The following is a 21289-nucleotide window of genomic DNA, read 5'->3' on the forward strand; positions in this document are numbered from 1 at the left end:
AACGCTTCGATTTCAAGTGCCCGATCGAAGTCATGGGCGAGGTGATGCAGGAAGCCATGGCTATGCGGCATCATGCTCCAGCTTCAAATCAATAACCGTGTTGCACTCAGCTTCTGCAACCGCCCAGAGTTTAAACTCAGTTAAGTTTAGGTCCGGCAGATAGTTTGTGGTATTTTTCTGAGCGAAAGTTCTTTTGGTTGGCCCTGTTTGTTGTGTTGTAGTCTTGTTCTTACAGCTACTTTGAAAGTTTTGGCAAAGTGCCATGTTTTTCTCTCAATCCCTGATTAATAGGGCTACGCAGGTGTGAGAGGTTGCCTGCATACCTACTGTTATTTTGAGTTGATCATTGTTTGGCGTTGCAACTAACGGCAGCGCGTTCGTTGTTAAGGCGGTTACTTGGCGACGAATCACTCAATGTTGATAACTACAGGTATTGACCATGTTCAAGAAGTTCGCGATTGCTGTTCCCCTGGCTGTTATGGCGCTGTCCTCCTCGGTAACAGCTTTTGCTGCCGGTGAAGCCAGCCACACCGTCAACATGAAGGCCACCATCCCGACTACCGTGTTCCACGCCCAGCCGCGTGACCCGAACTGGGGTCGCGATGAAACCATGACCTACAACCTGGTCAGCGGTGAGCTGGCGCCGTTGAGCGCCATCTACGACATCAAGAACACCAATGGTTCGGTTCACGCCTACATCGAAGGCGGCCCGGCCGTGCTGTTCAACGGTGACCCAAGCCAGAACATCCCGCTCACCACCACCCTCAATGGTGTGACCCTGACCGGCACCCCACAGGAAGTGGTCAACGAAGCCGACTCCACCCCAGGCGTAGGTGCGGAGATGCGCATCGTCGCAGCCAAGCCTTCGGCGACGCAGCGCGGTTCGTACACCTCCGTGATGCCAGTGGTCTTCGACGCGGTACTGCCAGTAGGGCCTTGATGCCAATCAATGCCCGCTTGGCGCGGGCATGACTTTTCAGGTCGGCGAATTCCTCCTCCGTTCGCCGGCCTGGTTTTCGATTCTGGTCTCCTGGCATTCAGAGTATCCGTTCATGTTCCCGATGACGCCTATCGCGGCTGCGCTTGCGCTGCTGATATGTACGAGTGCGCTGGCGGCACCTGCTGCTTCCGGTGCAGCCACGCCCGGCAGCCTGATCACTCAGGCCCAAGGCTTGCCCGCAGGCTTTGCCGATCACTTTTTCGATGTACCCCTGGCGGTGCGCGTAGACCTGGACCACCAACTGCTTGGCGAAGCGCTGATCGTGCTGTCCCGGGACGACCGCGTCACCCTGCTCGAATTCACCGACACCGGCGACAGCAAGGTGCCGGCTGCCACCCGCGACACCTGGCAAGGTCTGCTGGAAAAAGGCGTGGCGTTGGGCGCCTGCACCCAGTCTTGCCCGCAAAAGATGATCTCTGCTTACTACAATCTGGAAAGCTCCCAGTTATCGATCCTCACGCAGGACGTTGAACTGAGCAGCGAAGCCCCGCGCTTTTACGACCAGCCCGACGGCGGCAGCCTGGGGTTGATCATCAACAACCAGCTCAACCTCAATGGCGGTCAGCAAGACAGCCTCGGCGGCCGTTATGGTTTGCAAGCCAGTTCCAGCGTGGGCAACTGGAGCCAGGTGTTCAACCTGCAACTGGCGCGCCAGAGCGGTAATGACCAACCCATGCGCCACGCGATTCATGAGCTGTACACCCAGCGTGAACTGGAGGGGCAGTTTTTTCGCCTTGGCCACTTCACCCCCAATTCCGATGGCCTGACCCGTCAACTGCGCAGCTTCGGCGCCAGCCCTGACACCGCCTTGGGCATCATGTACGGCAGTTCCGACAGCCTGGCGATCAACAACCCCAAGCCCAGCGTTTACCCGATCTACGTCACCGCCAACCGTCAGGCAGCGGTAGAGATCTATCGCAACGGCTTGCTGATCAACACCCAGGCCGTGGCCGCCGGCCTGCAAACGCTGGACACCCGGCCACTGCCCGGCGGTATCTATGAAGTGGAAGTACGCCTGGTGGAAGACGGCCTCACCACCAGCACTACCCAGGAGCTGGTGTACAAACCCGGTAACTGGCGCAACGCCGAAGACCGCTGGCGCTACAACCTGTTCGCCGGGCGCGAAACCAAGCTGTTCAGCAACTGGGACGAGCAAGCCTCGGGTGCGGTGACGGCCGGCGCGTCGCTCAATTACCTGCTGCACCCACGGGTGATTCTTGGCCTGTCGGCCCGCCAGGTGCGCGAGCAACTGCAATATGGCAGCTCGGTGGACTGGACCGTTGCCGACAACACCAGCCTCTATGCCAATGTTTATCAAACCCGTGAACATGGCACCGGCCTTGACCTGCAAGGGCTCTACAGCTTCGGCGCGACCAACCTGGTGTTCAGTCACAACCGCAGCTGGCTCGACACCCGCGACACCTACGAAACCCTGCCCGACGGCACGCGCCTGCGGCGTAACACCTTTGTCGGCCAGGCCAGCAATTCGGCGTTGTCGGTCAACCATCGCCTTGATGCGAAAAACACCTTGAACATGCGGGTGTCCCACAGCCAAGGCAACGTAGAAGGTGCGGGGCTGGACCTGGGCTGGAGCCGTCACGACAGCTTTTTCGGCAGTGATGCCAACTGGCGTTTCTCGGTGTTCGACCGCCCCGGCAGCGCCGGCACCAATGACCAGCGCAACCGTGGCGTGGATGTGAGCCTGAGCGTGAACCTGGGCAGCGAAGGCCGACAGATTTCCGGCAGCATCGGCACCCGCACCGCCCGTGATGGCGGCCGCGATAACAATGCGTCGATCACGTATCGCCAGAACCTCACCGACCATGTGCTGCAAAGTGTCTCGGCCACGGCGATCACTGATACCTACGGCGTCGGCCTGTCAGGCATGGCCAACTTCAGTACCGACGTGGTCAGCGGCGACGGCTTTGTGCAGCGCAGCTCCTTCAATGGCGATTTCAGTGGTGGCTTGAACCTCAACAGCACCTTCGTCGCGGGCGCCGGGAAAATGCTGCTCAGCAGCCAGTACCAGGGCAACGGCGCGGGGATGATCATCGATGTGGAAACCGACCTCGACGAGATCGCCCTGCGCGCCGACGACCTGGGCGGCGGCAGCGCGGTACTGCGTCCGGGGCGCAACTACGTGCCGGTCTCGGCCTACAAGAGCAGCAGCGTGAGCTTCGACTTCGAAGGCAACCACCCGCCGGCGGCGAACATCCAGCCCGCACGCTCCAGTTACCACCTGAACAAGGGCGGCGTGGACTACCGCAAGATCACCGTGATGAAAACCGTCACCGTACTCGGCCGCCTGCTGGATGAACGCGGCGCGCCGCTTAAAGGCCATCACGTAATCAATCACGCCAGCCGTGGGGTCAGCGAAGTGGACGGGTTCTTCTCCATGGAGATGAGCGCCAGCGCGCCGACCCTGCAGGTGCGCTACCAGAACCAGTTGCTCTGCCAGTTCCGCCTGGACCCGAGCACTGCGCCGGATGAAAACGACGTGCTGATGATCGGTGATCTGCGCTGCACACCGGACACGCTGGCCGAAGCTAACCACAAGGGCGAAACCGCCGGTTGACGGCGGTTGAAACGGGAGTTCATGACCTTGATTACCGCAATGAAAAAACGCTTGGGGCTCTGTGCATTCGCGCTGGTTTTGGGCGCTACCTACAGCTTGCCGGCCCTGGCTATCGTCGAGCAGATCACGGCGGTGTTTCGCCCCGATCCGGCCAACCCAACGAGCAATAAATTCGTCAATACCACGCCGCAAAGTGGCTTGTGTCCCTGGCACGTTCCAGCCAGGTGCGAGGCGGTCAATACCTTCAGTATCCGTAACAGTTCGTTCCGGGCCTATTCCAATGGGCCGATACCGGCGTTTCCGGAGGATCCGCGCCAGAGCGCCTATTTCAAGGTGCCCTCGGCATTTCGCGATCTGCAAGTGACTCATACCGTCACCGGTCGTGCGGAGACGGTACAGATGCGCATTGCAGGTATTGGGGGACGGTGGAATGTCTCTTATCCACCGGGTGTGTCCGGCTGGGCCACGCCAGGTGTGGGCTGGAACACTTATTGGCGAGGGGCGCCGGCACCGTGCTTGCCGATCAATTACATGGCGGCGGGACAAGCGTATGCGCTTTTTTTCTGGATCGTTCCAGAGAACGCCGGAGCCTGCAGCGTTACAAATGGTATGGAAATCGGGCGGATGAGCTACAGCACGCTTGAGTACGGCTACGAACTCAAGACACCAAACCCTCTGGGTATGGACGCTGGTACTTATGAGGGTTCCATCACTTACACCATGGGCCCGGGCGGCGATATGGATTTCGGCACCACCATGATCCCCGACGAAAACACCCTGACCTTCAACTTCATCTTGTCGGTGGAGCACGTGCTCAAGATTGACCTGCCGGCGGGCGGCAATCGCATCGAGCTGTTACCCGAAGGCGGCTGGCAAGCCTGGCTCAACCAGGGGCGGCGCCCGTCGCGGCTATGGCGTGACCAGACATTCGCAATCTCCGCCAGCTCACGTTTCAAGATGACCCTTGAATGCGGGCTGGTGATCGGCAACACCTGCGGCCTGCGCAACAACGACGGTGACGAAGTGCCGCTTCAAGTCGCCGTGAGCCTGCCCTATGGCTTGCGTGATCAGCACGACCAGGGCGTGAACAAACTGCCCCTGCGCCTCGACGGCGTCGGCACCGAACTGTTCCAGCCGTTGCAGTACGTGAACAACCGCGAGGGCAAGTTGCATTTCGAGGTGGGCAAGGATGACGTCGCCGACATGCTCAAGAAACCCGGCAGCACCTATTCCGGCGTGGCCACGGTGATCTGGGATTCGGAAGTCTAGGCGAGCCCGGCTCGCATATCGGCTCCCTGTGGTGGGCCGCGTTCAATCAATAAGGCGTAATCAAACATGAAACATGCAGTGTTAGGGGCTGGGCTGTTGCTGATGTCATTGGCGGCGCAGGCCGGGCCGGCGATCAATGTCGGCGTGGTGTATGACTACCTGGAGGGCGACCGCAGTTCTTACCTCAAGCGGGTGTTCAACGGCGGCACCAGCACCGCCTTTATCAAGGTCAATGTGCTGGAAATTGTCTATAACGCCGACGGCACGTCCAGGGAAATCCCGGTGGCCTCCCTGACGGATGACAAGGGCGCCGCCACCAGCCGCGACGGCCTGATGGCCAGCCCGGCGCGGTTGATTGTTCCGGCGGGCGGGCGCCAGGGCACTCGCTTGCTGTACATGGGCGAGCGCGACAAGGAGCGTTACTTCCGGGTGCGCTTCATCCCGGTGGTGCCGGAGAAGGAAGACGACTTCGCCGTGACCGACGCCGAGCGCGACGAGTACAAAAAAGATCTCGCCGCCGGCGTCAACGTCATGGCCGGTTACGGCACGGTGTTTTTCGTGCGGCCCAAGGACACCCGCTTCGATACGAAGGTCGTCGAGACCGCCGACCAGTACACACTGCGCAACGCCGGCAACAGCGTGGTGGTGCTCGATGAGTTCCGGGACTGTTCAGCGGCGAAAAAAACCGACTGCGAAGCCACCACCAAGCACCACATTCTGCCGGGGCGCCAATGGCAGCTTGAGAAGAAGCCCGGACGTGAATACCGCTTCCAGATGATCGAAGGCCGCGACAAAACACCGATGACGGTCAACAGCAACGGGTGATGACAATGTTCAAGCAACTGACGGTATGGGCGGGGCTGGTCGCAACGTTATTCATCGGCGCGCCGGTACAGGCGTTTCAGGAGCGCCAGAGTTTTGATGTGTCGGTCACCATTCCGATCCACGAAGCCTATGTGCTGCCCTCCGAACCCGACTGGATGGCGCAGGACCAACTGCTGGCATGGGACCTGGCGACCTCCAGGCTCGGGCGCCTGCGCAAGAACTTCGACGTGAAAAACCTCAATGGCGGCGTAGCTGCGCGGCTGGGGGACGTGCCCTACCTGTTGAGCGGCCGCGACCGTATTGATTTGCGCGTGCTGTTCAACCGGGTGCCCCTTACCCTGGACTCGACCCAGATACTCAGCGCTGACGAGGCGGGCATGGGCCGGCGCGTCGAGCTGGAGATTACTCCGATCGAGCCGCAGGGTGGATATCAGGGCGGGTCCTACTACGGCACGGTGCACCTGATGTTTGATTTTCTGGCGCCTTGACCGCTCGGGCCCATTACCCTCGGTTCTTGCGTGTCCCGGCCCGGTTCAGCGCCGCATGAGTCAGGTCTCGCAGCCACTGGTTGTGACGGTACCCCAGCTCGTTCAGCGTGGCATCGTACTGGGCGGCACTCATGGGGTTGCCGGACAACACGCTGTCTTCGTCCAACTCCAGGGCCTGCGCAAGGTCGCGCAGTTTTAGTCGCAGCGCTTGCCGATCGGTTTGCGGCAGGTCCTGCGCCTGAGCGTATTGCGCTTGCAGCGCCTGTAATTCATCGAGCTGCTGGTACTTCAGGTCGAAGGTGTTGTCATTGTTCCATTTGGCGGTGGGGTTCTGCTGCTCAAGGTAACGCTCCCAACCTTTGTCCAAAAGCATCTGATTCACCAGCCCATCACCTTCTTCCAACCGGGCTACCGCGGCGGCCACCTTTTCGATCTGCGCCGGGGTTACGTCAGCGAGTGTGCGGTAAGTCATATGGGTGGACAGCCACGGTAGATCCAGCCGGTCTGCCAGCGTACTGCGATAGGCCAGATGAATACCGGCCTCGTCGACTTCCCCATGCTCGCCGTCGATGACCTGCGACCATAGCCGTTGTCCCAGCCCGCCCTGATCCTTGGGTTTGAGGCGGTGGGCGATGTCTTCGCCAATGGCTTTGCCCATGTAAGCATCGCGCGCGGCGCCACGGGCCAGCACCGCCAGGCGGGCCTCAAGTTCCTCGGGTGATGTGCTGGTCCTATGGGCTTCGCTGGCGAGCACTTCGACGCCCAGTTTCTGAAAAATAAGCGCGCCGGCGTCGGGGCATAATCCGGGGTAGCGGGTGTCCTTGAATACGCGCTCGCGCAGGTCGCTGTCGGCTTCGACCGCCCGCAGCAGGCGCCATACCCGCCGGCTCAGCTCAGGGTGATTGCTCTGGTAGGCCAGGCGATCTTCGTCAGCTTGAAACTCATCCGGCTCCTCCAGGGATTTGATCACTTCAAACAGGCCCTGGGAGCCGGGTTCCTTTTCAACTTCATCCCACAGTTGTCGATAGCGCTCGCGCTTTTCTGGCTTGAGGTAGGTCAGCCAGGGTTCGCTCTCGCCTTTAGGGGCATAGGCGCGTAGCGGGTCCAACCCCACCGATTCGCGATATTCGGCGAGCAGGTCCTGAAAATCCGATGTGAGCCGGTGCTGGTCCAGCCGCGTGCGGGCGATGATGTCGGCGTCATCCGAGCCAGGAGTGACGTGGGGCAACTGGGTGATCGCATTCTCGCTCACGTCCAGCTGGAATCCGCGCGCACGGGACTGGCCCACCAGCCCGGCAGGCCACTCCTTGATTTGTGTATTGCGCAGGTTCAGCCAGGTCAAGGCCGGCATTTGGCTGATATCCGGCGCGCGCCCCAGCGGGTTTCCGGCCATTTCAAGCTGTTTGAGGCGCTTGAGCCGTCCAAGTGTTGCTATGGCCGCATCGTCCAGTACCAGGGCATTGCCTTCCAGATGCAAGCGTCGCAAGCGTTTGAGCTTGCCGAGGTTCGCCGGCAACTGGGTGAGCTGGTTATGACTCAAGTCCAGGTCGCGCAGGTGCGGGAAGTTGTCGAGAAAGGCGGCGTGGCGATCCAAAAAATCGCAACCGCGCAAGTCCAGGTCACTGATGTGGTTAAGGGGCACATTAAGGGTGGGCAGTTCGTCGGGCATGGCGGTGTTGAACAAATCGAGAGCGATACCACCCCGATGTTCGAAGCTTTCGTCCAAGTGAACCGTCAGGCCATTGCTCCAGCCGTCGTAGAGGCGGCTGGCGACTATCCCACGGCGTTTGCGTACTTCCGGTTCCAGCAGGGTGGTTTCCCAGCGTGTCGGGCCTTTGATGTAGGCATCGAGCTGTTGGAACAGTTGCTGCTTTTGCGACTCCATCTGCGCCAGTGTCTGCTCGCCTTCGGCTGTACCCAGCGTGATCGATAAGCGTCGAACGGCTTCGCTGCTCATGGCGGGCAGCAACTGCTTGATGCGCTCTTCAATGGTTTTGGGCTGCATATCGTAGCTGTCCGTGTGAGACATCTTGCAGGATGCGCCGCCGCCCAGGAGTACTTCGGTCTCAGGGTCAGGCCGCATCCGCACCGGCGTTTCGGCCAAGGCCAGGCGTCGCTCGGCCGGTGCCTGATTGTGTTCGATTACCCATTGGCGCAGTTGCTCACCTTCGCCAACCGCGTAGGGCGGCGTGCGTTGCGGGTCTTGCGTCAGGGTCTCGAGCAGGCACTCGTACAGCGTGGTGGCAGGGTTCAACGGCTTGGCATCGGCGTCGAACACTGCATAGTTTCCGTCTGCGTTGCGCACCAGCGTGTGGGTCTGGAGCGCGTCGGCTTCGCCCACACTGCAGCGCAAAGGACCGGTGGGGCTGTTGTCACGTATGTCGATTTTCAGCCCGCTGAAGACGTCGCTGTGCAGACGTAAGGTGTTCAGCACCAACCGCTCGCTTTGCGCCGAGGGTTGCCGGGGCGGGTAAAGCCCTTCGACGGCACGGCAGGCCTGGCTGTCGAAGTCCAACTCCCGAGCCAGACTTCTGAGGCGCAGGGGCAGGCGCTGTTCCTCTGTCATCACCCTGGTTTCTTCAGGCCAGGCCTGCTTGAGCAACGCGTTGGCATTGCTCAGCGCCAGCTCGGGAAAGCTCTGGCGTAACAGGGCTACATGCGGGTCGCTGCTGACTTGGCCTAGCTGGTAGTAACTTTTGGCCAGGTGCCCACCAAAGCCGTCGACGTAGTCCGCCAGTTTATTGCGCAACGCCTGGGCCTGTTCGGCCTGCGGCAGGGTTTCGCCCAGCAGCGTATTGACCTGCTGCTCGTCGAGAAAACCCAGCACGCGCTCCGGCAGTTTGGCAGCCATTACGTCGGCCAGGCTGATACGCAGGGTGTCGGCGGGTGCTGCGGCGCCATCGCCGTATTTACGCGACTCGCCGCTCAGGTCGCTGTTGTAAAACACCTCCAGCGCTTTGCTTGACGGCCAGCCGGGCAGGTCGGTGACGGCCTGTTCGAACCAGTAGGAATAGGGTTCGAGTGTCTGGCCTGTGCGTATCTTGTCGGCCGATTCTTCGGCAAACCGTCCGGCGCGAAAGCGTTCGAGGCTGTCGGCCAGCAGTGGCGGGGTCGGTTGGTTGCGCACGTACATGTGGCGTAGATGATCGGGCTCGCTGCCACTGGTGACACGGACCTGTTCGAGCTGCTCGGCAGTGAGCGAACGGGCCGCGGGGCTGATGCGGCGCATCAGCGTGTGATCATTCCAACTGCGCGGTTGTTCACCTTCATGCACCCAGGCACCGGTGCCGTTGACGTGCACTTTGGGTTGATAAGCATCTGGCCGGCTGGGGTGCACGATGCGATGCAGGGGCAGATGCGGGTCAGGTTTGACATGCAGGTGTTCGCCCCCATGGGCCAGCCAGTGTTTCTGTGAGTGCTGATACAAGCCCTGTGCGTCGGCGGTGATGTCTTGGGGCAGGCTGATGTTCTGCTGATAGGGCGAAAGGTCGGGGTTCCACAAGCGATGTTCACCGCCCGCCAGTGTCACCGGGTGCAGGCCCTCGACGAAGGGCGACAGCTTGAGGGTGATGGCCTGGCCGATGTTGCCGGCCCCCGCCCAAATGCCTGCTTGCACTAGCGCCTCCACCACATCCATGGCATGCCCGATGGCCTCCAGCCCTTGGCCTTGCGCCCAGTCAACGATCCCTTCGAAGACATCGCTGGCCACCTGGTAGGCGGTGTAGGCGAGCATCAACTCTCCCAGGAACGGCACGAACGGGGTGACCACCAGCAACGCGGCATTGAAGATATCCGAAAGGATCTTGCCCAGGTTGTCCCACCAGGCCCAGCGTGCCATCAGGTCGGCGTAGGCGGTGCTGATGGCCAGCTCACGGCTGTCGTTGACGACTTTATTGACCTTGACCCGGTACAGGTAATGCCACAGCGTATCGGGTTCGGAATGGCCGGTGGGCGGGCGGTTGTGATGGTCGTCGAAGATGTTTTGCACGCTGAAGTGTAACTGCGGCGTGTCGATCGCGATGGTTCGCCAAGTGGGTCCGCTGTCGGTGCGATTCTTTTGATGCCATTGCACCTTGAACAGACGATTTTGCAGCTCGGCAAAAAAATGCCCACGTTGTTTATGGTCGATGAATTGACTGAAAAACTGCCGGTAAGAGGGTTGAGCGGTTGCCTCGCCGGTTGAAGTGCTGTCGCGCAGCTGGCGTGTCAGTTCGTTCATGAGTTCGATCGGCGAAGCGTACTCCTTCAACGGGTGCTCGGGGTCTTCGGGCACGTAGGCGATCAGGCGTTCGATGTGCTTGTCGTGGCCTTGTGGCGCGGCAATCAGCACAATACCGCTGAGGCGGGCATTGAGCAGGCTCAGGTTGTAATACGCCACCGCGATGCCATCCAGCGTCGGCTTGGGCTTGCCCTCAACGATATCCAGAATCAGGCGTCGGGCATCCGCTTGGAGGTGCTGTTGCGACCAGGCGATGCAGGCGGCGTTCTTCAGTGAAGCCTTGTCGCAGGCAATAACCTTGAGCCGTAACTTATCGGCCTGTACCTGATTGTCGAAACCCAGGATTTTCAATAAGCGCGTCTGATACTGCCGGCCGATATCGAGGGTGCGACACAGGCTTTTGAAACCTTGCGCGGTCAGGGGCTGGCCACTGCTGCTGGAGGTGAACGTCAGGATGTTCTGCTGCCCGAGGGCGTCGGCTTTGGCCAGGAACGCATAGTCGGCGAACTGCTCGTTGGCGCTAAAGTTATGCAGTGCGGCATCCAGTAACGACACGGTGCGGCTGGTCACGCCTTTGTTTGCCTCGATGACCCACCAGCTGTTTTTGGCGGGCGCATAAAGCCGGATAAACGTATTTTTTACATCAATGTTGCCGTATTCACGCAGGGCATTTTTTAGCAGGGGCTCGGCGAATGCGTACACGTCCTTCAGGTATTTGAAATGGTCATCCAGATCATTCCTGGCGGTCCATTGCTTGGCCAGGGCGTCCTTGGACACCGTGTCTGCAAGAGGAACGGTCGACTTGAGTCGGGTATAGACGAAAGGGCTGGCGGCCTGCAATGCGCGTACGCGGGTGAGTGTGCTGGTGCTGAGCCATTCGGGAACTGAACGCTGGATCAAATCAAAATGCATACCCTTTTCTGCGTGGCTGGCAGCGTGCGGGTAGGGGGGCTCGAATAACATGGTTGGGTTGCCTGTAAGTCAGATGACCTGACCTACCCTAATCACGCCCATGAAAGGCCAGGCATACATAACCACTACATCGCATTTTGCGCTGCACGCTTATTTACCGGTGCTGCTCACGCAGGCGTTCTGCTCGTTGCCTTGCAGGTATGGCATCAACAGGGGCGCCATGCCTTTGAGCACCTGCACCGGCAGCGCCGAGGTGAAGGTGAAACCCTGCGCTGAACTGCCGGGCACGAAGGCGGTGAGCGTGCCGAAGTGGCGCTCGCCGATATAAAACACAAAGGTGGCGGTGCGGTTGATCGCTTTGGAGCTGAGAATGCGCCCGCCGGCACCGATGGCTTGGATACGGTTATCGCCAGTGCCGGTCTTGCCGCCCATGGCCAACGGTGTGCCGTCGGCGTGTTTGAAACTGCCGGCGACGCGTTTGGCGGTGCCGGCATCGACCACCTGGGAGAGCGCGCCGCGCAGGGCCTTCGCCACCTCGGAAGGCATTACTCGGCGGGCGCGGTCGGGGGCGTTGATCAGGCGGGTGTCATAGGGCGTACCGGCAGCAAAGTGCAGGCTGTCGATGCGCAGCACCGGAATGCGTACGCCGTCATTGAGGATGATGCCCATCAACTCGGCCAGTGCTGCCGGGCGGTCGCCGGAGCTGCCGATGGCGGTCGCCAGCGACGGCACCAGATGGTCAAACGGATAACCCACGGCTTTCCAGCGCTGATGAATTTCCAGAAACGCTTCGATCTCCAGCATGGTGCGGATACGCCCGTCGCGTGCGCTCTGATGGCGGCTTTTGAACAGCCAGCTGTAGACCTCCTGGCGCTCGAACTGACTGGCTTTGACGATCTCGCTGAACGTCGCGTCCGGATGGTTGAGCAGGTAGCCCATCAGCCACAGGTCCAGCGGGTGCACCTTGGCGATATAGCCTTGGTCAGGCAAGTCATAGGCGCCTGGGCCGTAGCTGTCGTACAGCGTGTCGAGGCGTTTGTCGGTGAGTGTCTGCTGGCCTTTGGTTCCCGCCAGGCGCGCACGCAGGAAGCTGTTGAAACTCTCGCGGCTGGCGTCGGGCAGCAGGTATCGGTGCACGGCCGCCAGGCGGATTGGTGTGGGGTGCAGACTGTCGAGGAAGGTTTCCAGGCGCGCCTGGGTGTCTTTTTTCTGGTACTTCTTCCAGAACTTTAGCAAGAAGGCGGTGCCTTCGCGGTCGGCGAATTGCGCCAGGTATTCCTGGCGGCGTGGCTCGCTGTCGTCCTTGAGCAACTGCGCGCTGTTGTTGGCGCTGGTGTAGGTGACGTAGCGCACCAGGTCGCGCATCAGGCGTATGAACGGCAGGTTGATCGACTCGCGCAGGGCATCGCGCAGGCTCGGGTTGCGGCCGTTGTCCTGGTTGCGAAAGTTATGGAAGCGGTGCAGGCCGCCACCGGTGAAAAAGCGCTCGCCGGGGCTGGCCGAATAGGTGCGGTCCAAGGCCGCTTCGAGCATGTCTGTCAGGGATTTGCCGGGATTTTGCAGCAGGTAGTCCGCGGCCCAACGGCTGAGGCGGTCCTGCTCGGCGACCTCGACTTTTTTCAACGCTGCTGGCGCCAATGCGCCGTAGCGCTCATGTAGCTCGGCGATGATTTGCAGGTAGGTGGTCAGCACGCGCAACTTGGCGGTAGAACCCAATTCAAGCTTGCTGCCCTCGTTGATGTCGAACGGCTGGTCGGTGTTGTCGGTCTGCACCCGCACGCGCGCGCTGTCGGCGGTGCGCTCGAACAAGGTAAAGCTGTAGCGCACCTGCGGCGTGCTGGCGGGGGTGAGCAAGCGCTCGCCCAGCAGCCCGATCTCTTTGGCATAGGCCGGGTCGGCCAGTTGCTTGAGGTAGGCGGTAATCTGCTCCTGCAGTTGGCCTTGCAAGGTGCTGGTGGCGGACAGGTCCAGGCGGTCGAGGTCGTACAGCGGGCGATCGAGCAGCGCGGCCAGGCGGCTGCGGGCCACGCTGATGCCTTTGTTGGCCTCGATCTTCTGGGTGGTCGGTTGTTGCTGCCAGTCGCGGTAGGTGACCTGGCTGGCCAGCGCTGCCTTCAATAATCCCGGCGAGATCACGCCCTGTTGCGCCAGCAGTCGCAGGTGACTGTCGGTCAACTGCGCCAGCTCATCGCGGCCCTTGGTCAGGTAGTGGGACGGGCGGCGCTGGGCGATCATCAGCGACAACACTTGGCGCAACGCCAGGCCACGGGCCGCCAGGCTGGGCGCGGTGTTCGTGGTGTCGGCCAGGGCGCGGTTGACCTGGTTGAAGTCGGCGCCGTACCAAACCCGCAACCCCTCGGCCATGCCATGCACCTCACCGTGGCCGGGCACTGCTGACAGGGGCACACTGTTGAGGTAGTCGCGCACTATGTTCTGCCGCGCGACGAGGGTGTCGGGGCCGTGCTGATAGGCGCGCACGCTGGCCGAGAGCATCTGGCGCAGTTTTTCGCTACCCGACAAAGTGAGGCCGTCCGGCGAGTGACGGTACTTTTCCAACTGCGTGGCCAGGGTGCTGCCGCCCGCCGTTTGCCCCGGCAGGTGCAACTGGCGTGCAACCTGTGACCACGCGGCCTTGGCAAAGCGCGGCCAGTCCACCGCCGGGTTGGCCTGGGCCGGCTGCGGGTCGAGCAACTCGCGGTTTTCGATAAACAGCAGGCTGCGCACCATCAACGGTGGCACGTCGCTGAACTGCGCATACAACTGCGTCGGGTAATTGAATTGATACAGCGGCGCGGCGCGGCAATCGGTGATGCTCAGCCCGGCCTGGATTTTTTCTGCGTAGGGAATAAACAGACCGTGACGGCTGTAGTTCATCAGCGCCGCGGAGAAGCGTGCCTGGGACTCGATCACGTAATTACGCTTGAGAAGGCGCGTCAGGAAGTCGCCCAGGGCGCTGTAGCCCAGGCGCTGATCGAAGGGCCCGGCGCCGGGGTACAGGATCGCATCGCTGGCTCCGGGTTCGACGCGGTAGGTCAACTGCGCGGCCCATTGGCTGAGGGTGCGAGCTTGCCAGCGAGCGCTGTGCATCTCGCGCAACACGGCAAAACCCAGGGCGAGCAGCACCAGCAGCAGGATCAGCCAGAACAGCCGGCGCCATGGCCGGGGCGTTCTGAATTTTTTCGGCAATGGGGCGGGTGACGGGCTGTCGGCTTCAGCCTTGTGCGAGTCGGTTTGCCACAGTGCGCCCATAGTCGACTGATCCATTCCTACAGATTGATCGGACTTGTCTGAAGCGTAGACGCGAATTGCCTTGCCCACGAAGTTTGTCGACGGGGCAGCACACAGCGCGTCATGGCAGGCGTTAATTGTCTAGGTCAGCGGGTCGCTCGGCGGCGGTTAGCGTTTGATTTTAACTGCCCTCAGAGTATCAACATGACCGCTTCCACCCCTCCAGCCGACTCACAGCACCTCATCACGAGCGAGCAAATCGAAACGTTGTTTCGCGAGCCGCCGTCATTGCTGGCGGTAGCGCAAGAAAGCGCCCAGGCCTACCTTGACCAGCATTTTGCTGAACACAAATGGCAGGCCGGTCTGATTTATATCGCTGCGCCCTCCGACACTGACGGTAGCCTCGTTTACCAGGCCTTGTCCGAGTGGTTGCTGCAACGCCTGGCCCTCGCCGGCCCCGTGTTGTTGGTGGCGGACTATCACGTGGTCGCCCAACGGGTGCGCGAGGTGTTTGTGGAAGGTGGCCCGAGCCTGGTTGAACTGGAACGGCTGATCAACCGTTGCGGCGCGCTGCTGTGGAGGACCTATGTGCAACGCCTGCAAGCCTGGTGGTCTGAAGAGTTGCCGGTGAACATGACGCGCTGGGGCTACCTGTCGGATGACCTGCTGACACTGCTATATGGCTCAGCCAAGCCGCCGGGATACAGCGAGGAGCAATTCGCCACACTGTTCCCCAAAACCCTGCTGCATCCGATTCGCCCGGATAACGAGTGGAGCGCCCACGGCGATGCATTGCGCGTGCAGGCGGTTTACCTGGCGGGGCCGCCCGTCGAGATGCTGCCGGTGCTGGTCCTTATTCACGGGCAACAGCGTTTGTTGTTCAGTCCGGCCAGTGGCCTGCACCCGCTGCGCGACGAGGACGAAATCGCTGCGTGGTTGCCGGCTTTTGCTGAGGGCGCGCGCGTAGAGCAATGGTTTGCCAAGGACGTTGACAGCGATCCGTTCGACGCCCTGGCCGCGAGCTACCTGGCACGTCAACTGCGCGATATCGACCGGATTGACCGCAGCCTGGCACTTGCACCGGGGCAGCATCAGGCGTTGCTCGACTACATCACCGATCCGCGACGCTGGTTCGTCGCCAGCCTGGGCGCACGTCAGCAAGCGCTGCGCAGCGCCATGCCGCTGTGGCTGGCCCACGCCGACGAGCAAGACAGCATCGCCTATGCGCGCCTGCTCCAGGCCCTGGTGCTGGCCCGCGAGCAAAATGGCGGAAAACAGTATCTCGACGGTATCGACTCGATCCGTCAGTTTGCCGATGACGCGCTCAAAACTTGCCTGCACGCTCAACCCGCGGCACGCAAAGTGCTGCCTGCCGATGTCCAGCTGACCTTTAAACGCGTGATTGCCGCCGCAGTGCCGGTGCCGGGAGGTTTCATAGCGGGTGAGGTCGAGCTGATCACCGTAAGCCTGACCGAACTGGCGCTGGAAAACCTGGCCGGGTTCCCGCACACCGTCACCAGCATCACGTTGAACGACGCCCCGGCGCCCGGTTGGTTGACTTACGACCTGCTGAGCGGGTGTGTGCAAACGGCTGACGTCGGCCAGGCTTATCCGGCTTTGTTGAAAAGAAAGCTGTTGGATGATCCAACCGAAAACGCTCGGCGCTTGCAGTTGTTCAAGCGCCAATTACGCGTGCAGTTGCCGATGCTGGCGTTGGAACTGAAGATCAAGGACGAGCACGGCCTGACGCTGGATGGCTTCAGGCGCGTGCAGGCTGCGCTGCAATCGCGTCTGGCCGATCGTACGGTACAGGGCCAGGTAATGGCGCTGTGGCCGCTGGCGTTCAAGGCTTCGGCGGCTGCTGACGCCGATGAGGTCACCGCGCACTTCATCATTGGCCCAAGGGCCGGGCAGGCGGGCGCGCACCTGCTGTACCGGCCATTGCTCGAACCGATGTTGCAGGAGTACGCCTCGATCCAAGCGTTGTTCGAGGCCATCAAGGCGCCAGGCCCATTACAGGACAGCGTGTTGACCTGGATCGCTCCGGCACGCCAGGCGGTCTACGCCAACGGCGGTTTCAATGAACCGCATATCCGTCGCTTTTTGCCTGGCGATGAGTTCGGCGTGTATGACAAACCGCCGGCGGCGCAACTGCACAAACAGTTGGGCACGCAAGGCCCCTGCACCCTGGTGTTCAACGGCACGGCAAAGGCTCTGGTTGCCCTGGCTGACCGGCAATCGGTATCGAACGCCGAACAACGCTGGGCCCATATGAAACAGGTGGGTTGGCTGTTGTTTGCCAGTGTCCTGCCGTTGACCAGCGGGCCGTTGCAATTGGGCGGATGGCTGGTGCAATTGGTCGACAGCCTGCAGCAGGATATTCAGGACCTGGCCAGCGACGATGAACAGGTCAGGAACAAAGCCGTTACGGATGTACTGAGCAACCTGATGGCAATTCTTGCGCACCAGGCCACGCCCCACGCCCCCCATCAGGCGCTGCAACTGGAGCACCCCGTCTTTGCGCCGTTGGCGCACGCCGAGCCCGCCGCGTCGGTGCCCGTTCGTGTCCCCGTGCCTGCAATGTTCCACACCCCGATCCGTTGGAGTAATGCGCGTAAAGACCTGACCACCGCGCAGAATGCTCGGGCACGCCGCCTGAGCCTCAGGGTTTTCTCCGGAGAATGGAGCAAGGCCGAGCAAAGCGGCCCGCGCCAGGGTTTGGTCTATGACACTTCCTTTTCACCACCGCAATGGCATGCCTTGGTACGCGGGCACGTGTACCGGGTGGTGGACGAGGCCAATGCGGTGCGGGTCGTCAGCGCCGATGGCCGCGAGAAAGGTCCCTGGTTGAAATCCTTGGGTGACGGGTATTGGGATTTTGATGCGCGATTGCACTTGCCAGGGGGTAATGCCGATTCCGCGCTCGAAGCCGAGCTGCAGGCACTTGAAGTGTCCGAGCCGAGCCTTGAACAGCAATATCGCGATGCTGGGCGCGCACGTGACAGGGCCGGTGCAGCCATGATCGTGGCGCGTAAGCTGGCGCGCGAATCAAAGGGCAAGGTTACCGAGGCACAGTTGGCGCAACTTGAGGAACGCTACCGCAAGGAAATGCAGAATAAGGTGACCTTCTCGCAACAAGAGCTGCAATTGCTGATGCGTTTGCGTGCGATCAAGCCACGGCCTCGGTATGAAGAAGAACTTTGTGAAGTGCTGGAATCGCTGATTCTGGGCCTGCAATTACTGGATGCCGACACGCGTGAGCAGATGCTGCAGATCAATGCGCGCATCCGCCCTCTGCTCGATGTCCTGCAAGATGAGAGTGAGGACGAAGCCGGCTCCGATCTTAATCGCCAGGCCCATGCTGACCTGGACCGCAACATGCGTGAGCAAGTGGCAGCCGAGGAGGCGGCGATTCGCTGGCGCACGCTGGAAAAAACCTATATTGACCAACTCAAGGCGGTGCCGCGCTTTGGGCGCAACAAGGCCCGCGAGCTGCAAAATGACTTGGCTGCACGGCCTTCGATCCTGGATTTGCAAGCGTTGCAAGTGACCACACTGTGGGGCATCACCATTGATATCGAAGGCCCACCGCTGGAGGCGGAGTTTTTTGACAGCTTGAACCAGGTGATCAATCGTGCCCGCTGGGCCAGCCGCTCCCTGTCGGACCTGGAGCATCTTTCCATCGCGCGGGAAGAACGTGTAGAAGTGCTCAAAAGCCTGGGGCGCATCTATGCGCTCACCGACGACCATATTCAGTTCTGGCGCGCCATGGCGCCGGACACCTTTGACTTGGCCAATCTGCAAAAACTCCAGACGTTGCTGTCTGGCCTGCACCGCCAGGTTGAGGAGCAACTGGCTGACCTGCTGGACACCGCCCCCGGCGTGGTGTCGGTCAAGGCAGACGCGGCAGGCTCGCGGCAAAAAAAGATCATCCGCACGCGCAACCGCGATGTGTATGTGGCCCGGGTCAAAGGCCCGACCGGCACCGCAGAGTTGGTGGACGACAAGGGCAGTGTGATCGCCACCTTCACCGAGTCCGACGACGGCGTATGGGAAGCGGTAGAACCGCCGGCCAAACCCCGTACGGCCAACCCGCAACTGGGAGCGCTGGTGAACAAGGGCCTGCGGCTGTTGGCAGGCGTCGACAACGCGATTGCGAAGGTGCAAGGCATGTCGGACAGGTGTGAGCCCGAATCCCTGCAAGCCCTGTTGGTGGCGCAAGCCAACAGTCGGCGTATGGTGGCGGCGGATATCGACAGAAAATTACGCAGCCTGGACGTCTCGCGGCTGGCCGCCACCCAGCAGGCCAACGCCAGGGTGCGGGCCAGCGACTTGCGGGCCGCGGCGACGCGCCTGGAGGCGGCGGGTGTCGAGGCCCGCGTCCGGGCCAGCAAACTCAAGCTGACGCGGGCCGAAGATGTCGATTTCCTGCACGCGCTCAATGAGGTGCGCATCCAGCGACAAGGTGCCCGCGTACGCCTCAAGGGCAAAACCGTGGATTTTCTGCAAGTCTATGTTGTGCAGGATGCGCAAACGGCGCAGCCGCTGTGTTACGCGCACTTTCACTATGGAACCCGCCTGGGCCCGGACGATCACTACACCGCCGCCCACATCAAAAGCCCCGAGCAGCAGCGCTTGGGGCGCCAGGCCCAGGCCGAAGCTGAAGCCCAGGCGTTCGCCCGAATGCGCAGCGGCCAGACCGGGCGCGTGCAGCAAACCCTGGACATCGACCGTGCGAGCATTTCCCGGCTGCTGGCCAGACGTTTGTTTTTCAGTGTGGACTGAACGGCACGCCGGTTCCCACATTTGAACGGCCTCGGGGTGCAGAACCGCGCCTTCATGTGCTTGCCCCCAGGTGTCCCGATCCTGACCGGTTATGCAATACTCTGCGCCGTTTTGCGCCGGGAAGGCCGATCTAGACGCTTGGTGCTTGCACCGCCCAAGCGGTTTTTCTCGGGGCTTATCGCCAAATTTCCCTGTTTATTGAGTGAAAAGACCTGACGTTAGCTTTTTATACTGCACGCCCGCTGACCTGTGCGCGTGAGTCGCACCAGGCGGATTTGCCCATGAGGCGAGTCCGGCCCTGCCGGTGTATCAGCCCATCCGCGGATACGCCCAGGCTCGGTGGCTAAATCCAATAACAAAATGAGGTTGTATTCCTATGCCTGTCGGCAAACCACTGCCCCCTGGCGAGACCGCTCAAGGCGGCCCGCTCAAACGCGAACTCGGCGAACGGCATATCCGCCTGATGGCGCTCGGCGCGTGTATCGGTGTGGGGCTGTTCCTGGGGTCGGCCAAGGCCATCGAAATGGCCGGCCCGGCGATCATGCTCTCCTACATCATTGGCGGTCTGGCGATCCTGGTGATCATGCGCGCCCTCGGAGAGATGGCCGTGCACAACCCGGTGGCCGGTTCGTTCAGCCGCTATGCGCAGGATTACCTCGGTCCATTGGCAGGCTTTCTCACCGGTTGGAACTACTGGTTCCTGTGGCTGGTGACCTGCGTCGCAGAAATTACCGCGGTGGCGGTGTACATGGGGGTCTGGTTCCCCGACACGCCACGCTGGATCTGGGCACTGGCGGCGCTGATCAGCATGGGCACCATCAACCTGATCGCGGTCAAGGCGTTCGGTGAGTTCGAGTTCTGGTTCGCGCTGATCAAGATCGTCACCATCATTGCAATGGTGATCGGCGGCGTCGGTATCATCGCCTTCGGTTTCGGCAATGACGGCGTGGCGTTGGGCATTTCCAACCTGTGGACCCATGGCGGCTTCATGCCCAATGGTGTGCAGGGCGTGTTGATGTCCCTGCAAATGGTGATGTTCGCCTACCTGGGCGTCGAGATGATCGGCCTTACCGCCGGTGAAGCGCGTAACCCGCAGAAGACCATTCCCAGCGCCATCGGCTCGGTGTTCTGGCGCATCCTGCTGTTCTACGTGGGCGCGCTGTTCGTGATCCTGTCGATCTACCCGTGGAATGAAATCGGCACCCAGGGCAGCCCGTTCGTGATGACCTTCGAACGTCTGGGCATCAAGACCGCCGCGGGCATCATCAACTTCGTGGTGATCACCGCCGCGCTGTCGTCCTGCAACGGCGGCATCTTCAGCACCGGGCGTATGCTCTACAGCCTGGCGCAGAACGGCCAGGCGCCGGCGACGTTCGGCACGACATCGAGCAATGGCGTGCCGCGTAAAGCGCTGCTGCTGTCGATCTTTGCCTTACTGCTGGGCGTGTTGCTCAACTACCTGGTGCCGGACCAGGTGTTCGTATGGGTGACCTCCATCGCCACCTTCGGCGCGATCTGGACCTGGCTGATGATCCTGCTGGCCCAGCTCAAATTCCGCAAAGGCTTGAGCCCGGCGGAGCAGGCGGCCCTCAAGTACCGCATGTGGCTGTACCCGGTCAGCTCCTACCTGGCTCTGGCGTTCCTGGTGCTGGTGGTGGGCCTGATGGCGTACTTCCCGGAGACCCGTGTGGCGCTGTATGTCGGGCCTGCGTTCCTGGTGCTGTTGACCGTGTTGTACTACGTATTCAAGTTGCAGCCCGCCGTCGCCAATAGCGGCGCGACCCGCTCCGTTTAAATGTGCGGGCTTGCCTGCGATAGCCATAGGTATCTACATAACTCTGTTAGCTCAACGGTAACCACGATGCGAAGCGAGCTGCTCTTGATCTTGATCTGCTTTTGATCTTAGGCGCCCCGTTAAACCACGCTGGCCGGAATTCGACAGGGATTTGGGGGGTAAACCGGCAGGGATGCCGGTTTAGCCGCCCCGC

The 21289-nt window shown here is 61.2% G+C and carries 9 protein-coding genes; 7 read left to right on the forward strand and 2 right to left on the reverse strand.

Annotation, left to right across the window (positions count from 1 at the left end):
• The first annotated feature begins 439 nt into the window (after positions 1-439).
• From JJD66_RS26430 to JJD66_RS26450, 5 genes are all read left to right on the forward strand, one after another.
• Positions 440-940, forward strand: a complete 501-nt coding sequence (locus JJD66_RS26430; RefSeq protein WP_057701438.1) for a CS1 type fimbrial major subunit — start codon at positions 440-442, stop codon at positions 938-940.
• Positions 941-1052: 112 nt separating this feature from the next.
• The gene (locus JJD66_RS26435) at positions 1053-3575 is read left to right on the forward strand and encodes a CS1-pili formation C-terminal domain-containing protein (protein WP_200649396.1); all 2523 of its coding nucleotides are present in this window, start codon (positions 1053-1055) and stop codon (positions 3573-3575) included.
• Between the two features lie 21 nt (positions 3576-3596).
• Positions 3597-4844, forward strand: coding sequence for a hypothetical protein (locus tag JJD66_RS26440; RefSeq protein ID WP_105225881.1), 1248 nt, complete (start codon positions 3597-3599; stop codon positions 4842-4844).
• A 66-nt stretch (positions 4845-4910) separates the two neighbouring features.
• Positions 4911-5669 carry a hypothetical protein gene (locus tag JJD66_RS26445; RefSeq protein ID WP_054922506.1) on the forward strand — a complete coding sequence of 253 codons (759 nt, stop codon included), beginning with the start codon at positions 4911-4913 and terminating at the stop codon, positions 5667-5669.
• Between the two features lie 5 nt (positions 5670-5674).
• On the forward strand, positions 5675-6157 hold the full coding sequence (locus JJD66_RS26450) for a CS1 type fimbrial major subunit (protein ID WP_198716583.1): 483 nt from the start codon (positions 5675-5677) through the stop codon (positions 6155-6157).
• Between the two features lie 13 nt (positions 6158-6170).
• Here JJD66_RS26450 and JJD66_RS26455 read toward each other — a convergent pair whose 3' ends face one another.
• Positions 6171-11288, reverse strand: a complete 5118-nt coding sequence (locus JJD66_RS26455; protein WP_234452346.1) for a dermonecrotic toxin domain-containing protein — start codon at positions 11286-11288, stop codon at positions 6171-6173.
• A 150-nt stretch (positions 11289-11438) separates the two neighbouring features.
• Complete coding sequence (locus JJD66_RS26460) at positions 11439-14537, reverse strand: transglycosylase domain-containing protein (protein WP_200649394.1); 3099 nt, start codon at positions 14535-14537, stop codon at positions 11439-11441.
• 183 nt (positions 14538-14720) lie between these two features.
• Here JJD66_RS26460 and JJD66_RS26465 point away from each other — a divergent pair, with 183 nt between their 5' ends.
• The gene (locus JJD66_RS26465; protein ID WP_200649395.1) at positions 14721-19301 is read left to right on the forward strand and encodes a hypothetical protein; all 4581 of its coding nucleotides are present in this window, start codon (positions 14721-14723) and stop codon (positions 19299-19301) included.
• A 376-nt stretch (positions 19302-19677) separates the two neighbouring features.
• Positions 19678-21096, forward strand: a complete 1419-nt coding sequence (locus tag JJD66_RS26470; RefSeq protein WP_105225885.1) for an amino acid permease — start codon at positions 19678-19680, stop codon at positions 21094-21096.
• Positions 21097-21289 lie beyond the last annotated feature (193 nt).

It is taken from the genome of Pseudomonas sp. MF6751 (genome assembly GCF_016613265.1).
Classification (GTDB): Bacteria; Pseudomonadota; Gammaproteobacteria; order Pseudomonadales; family Pseudomonadaceae; genus Aquipseudomonas; species Aquipseudomonas fluorescens_BV.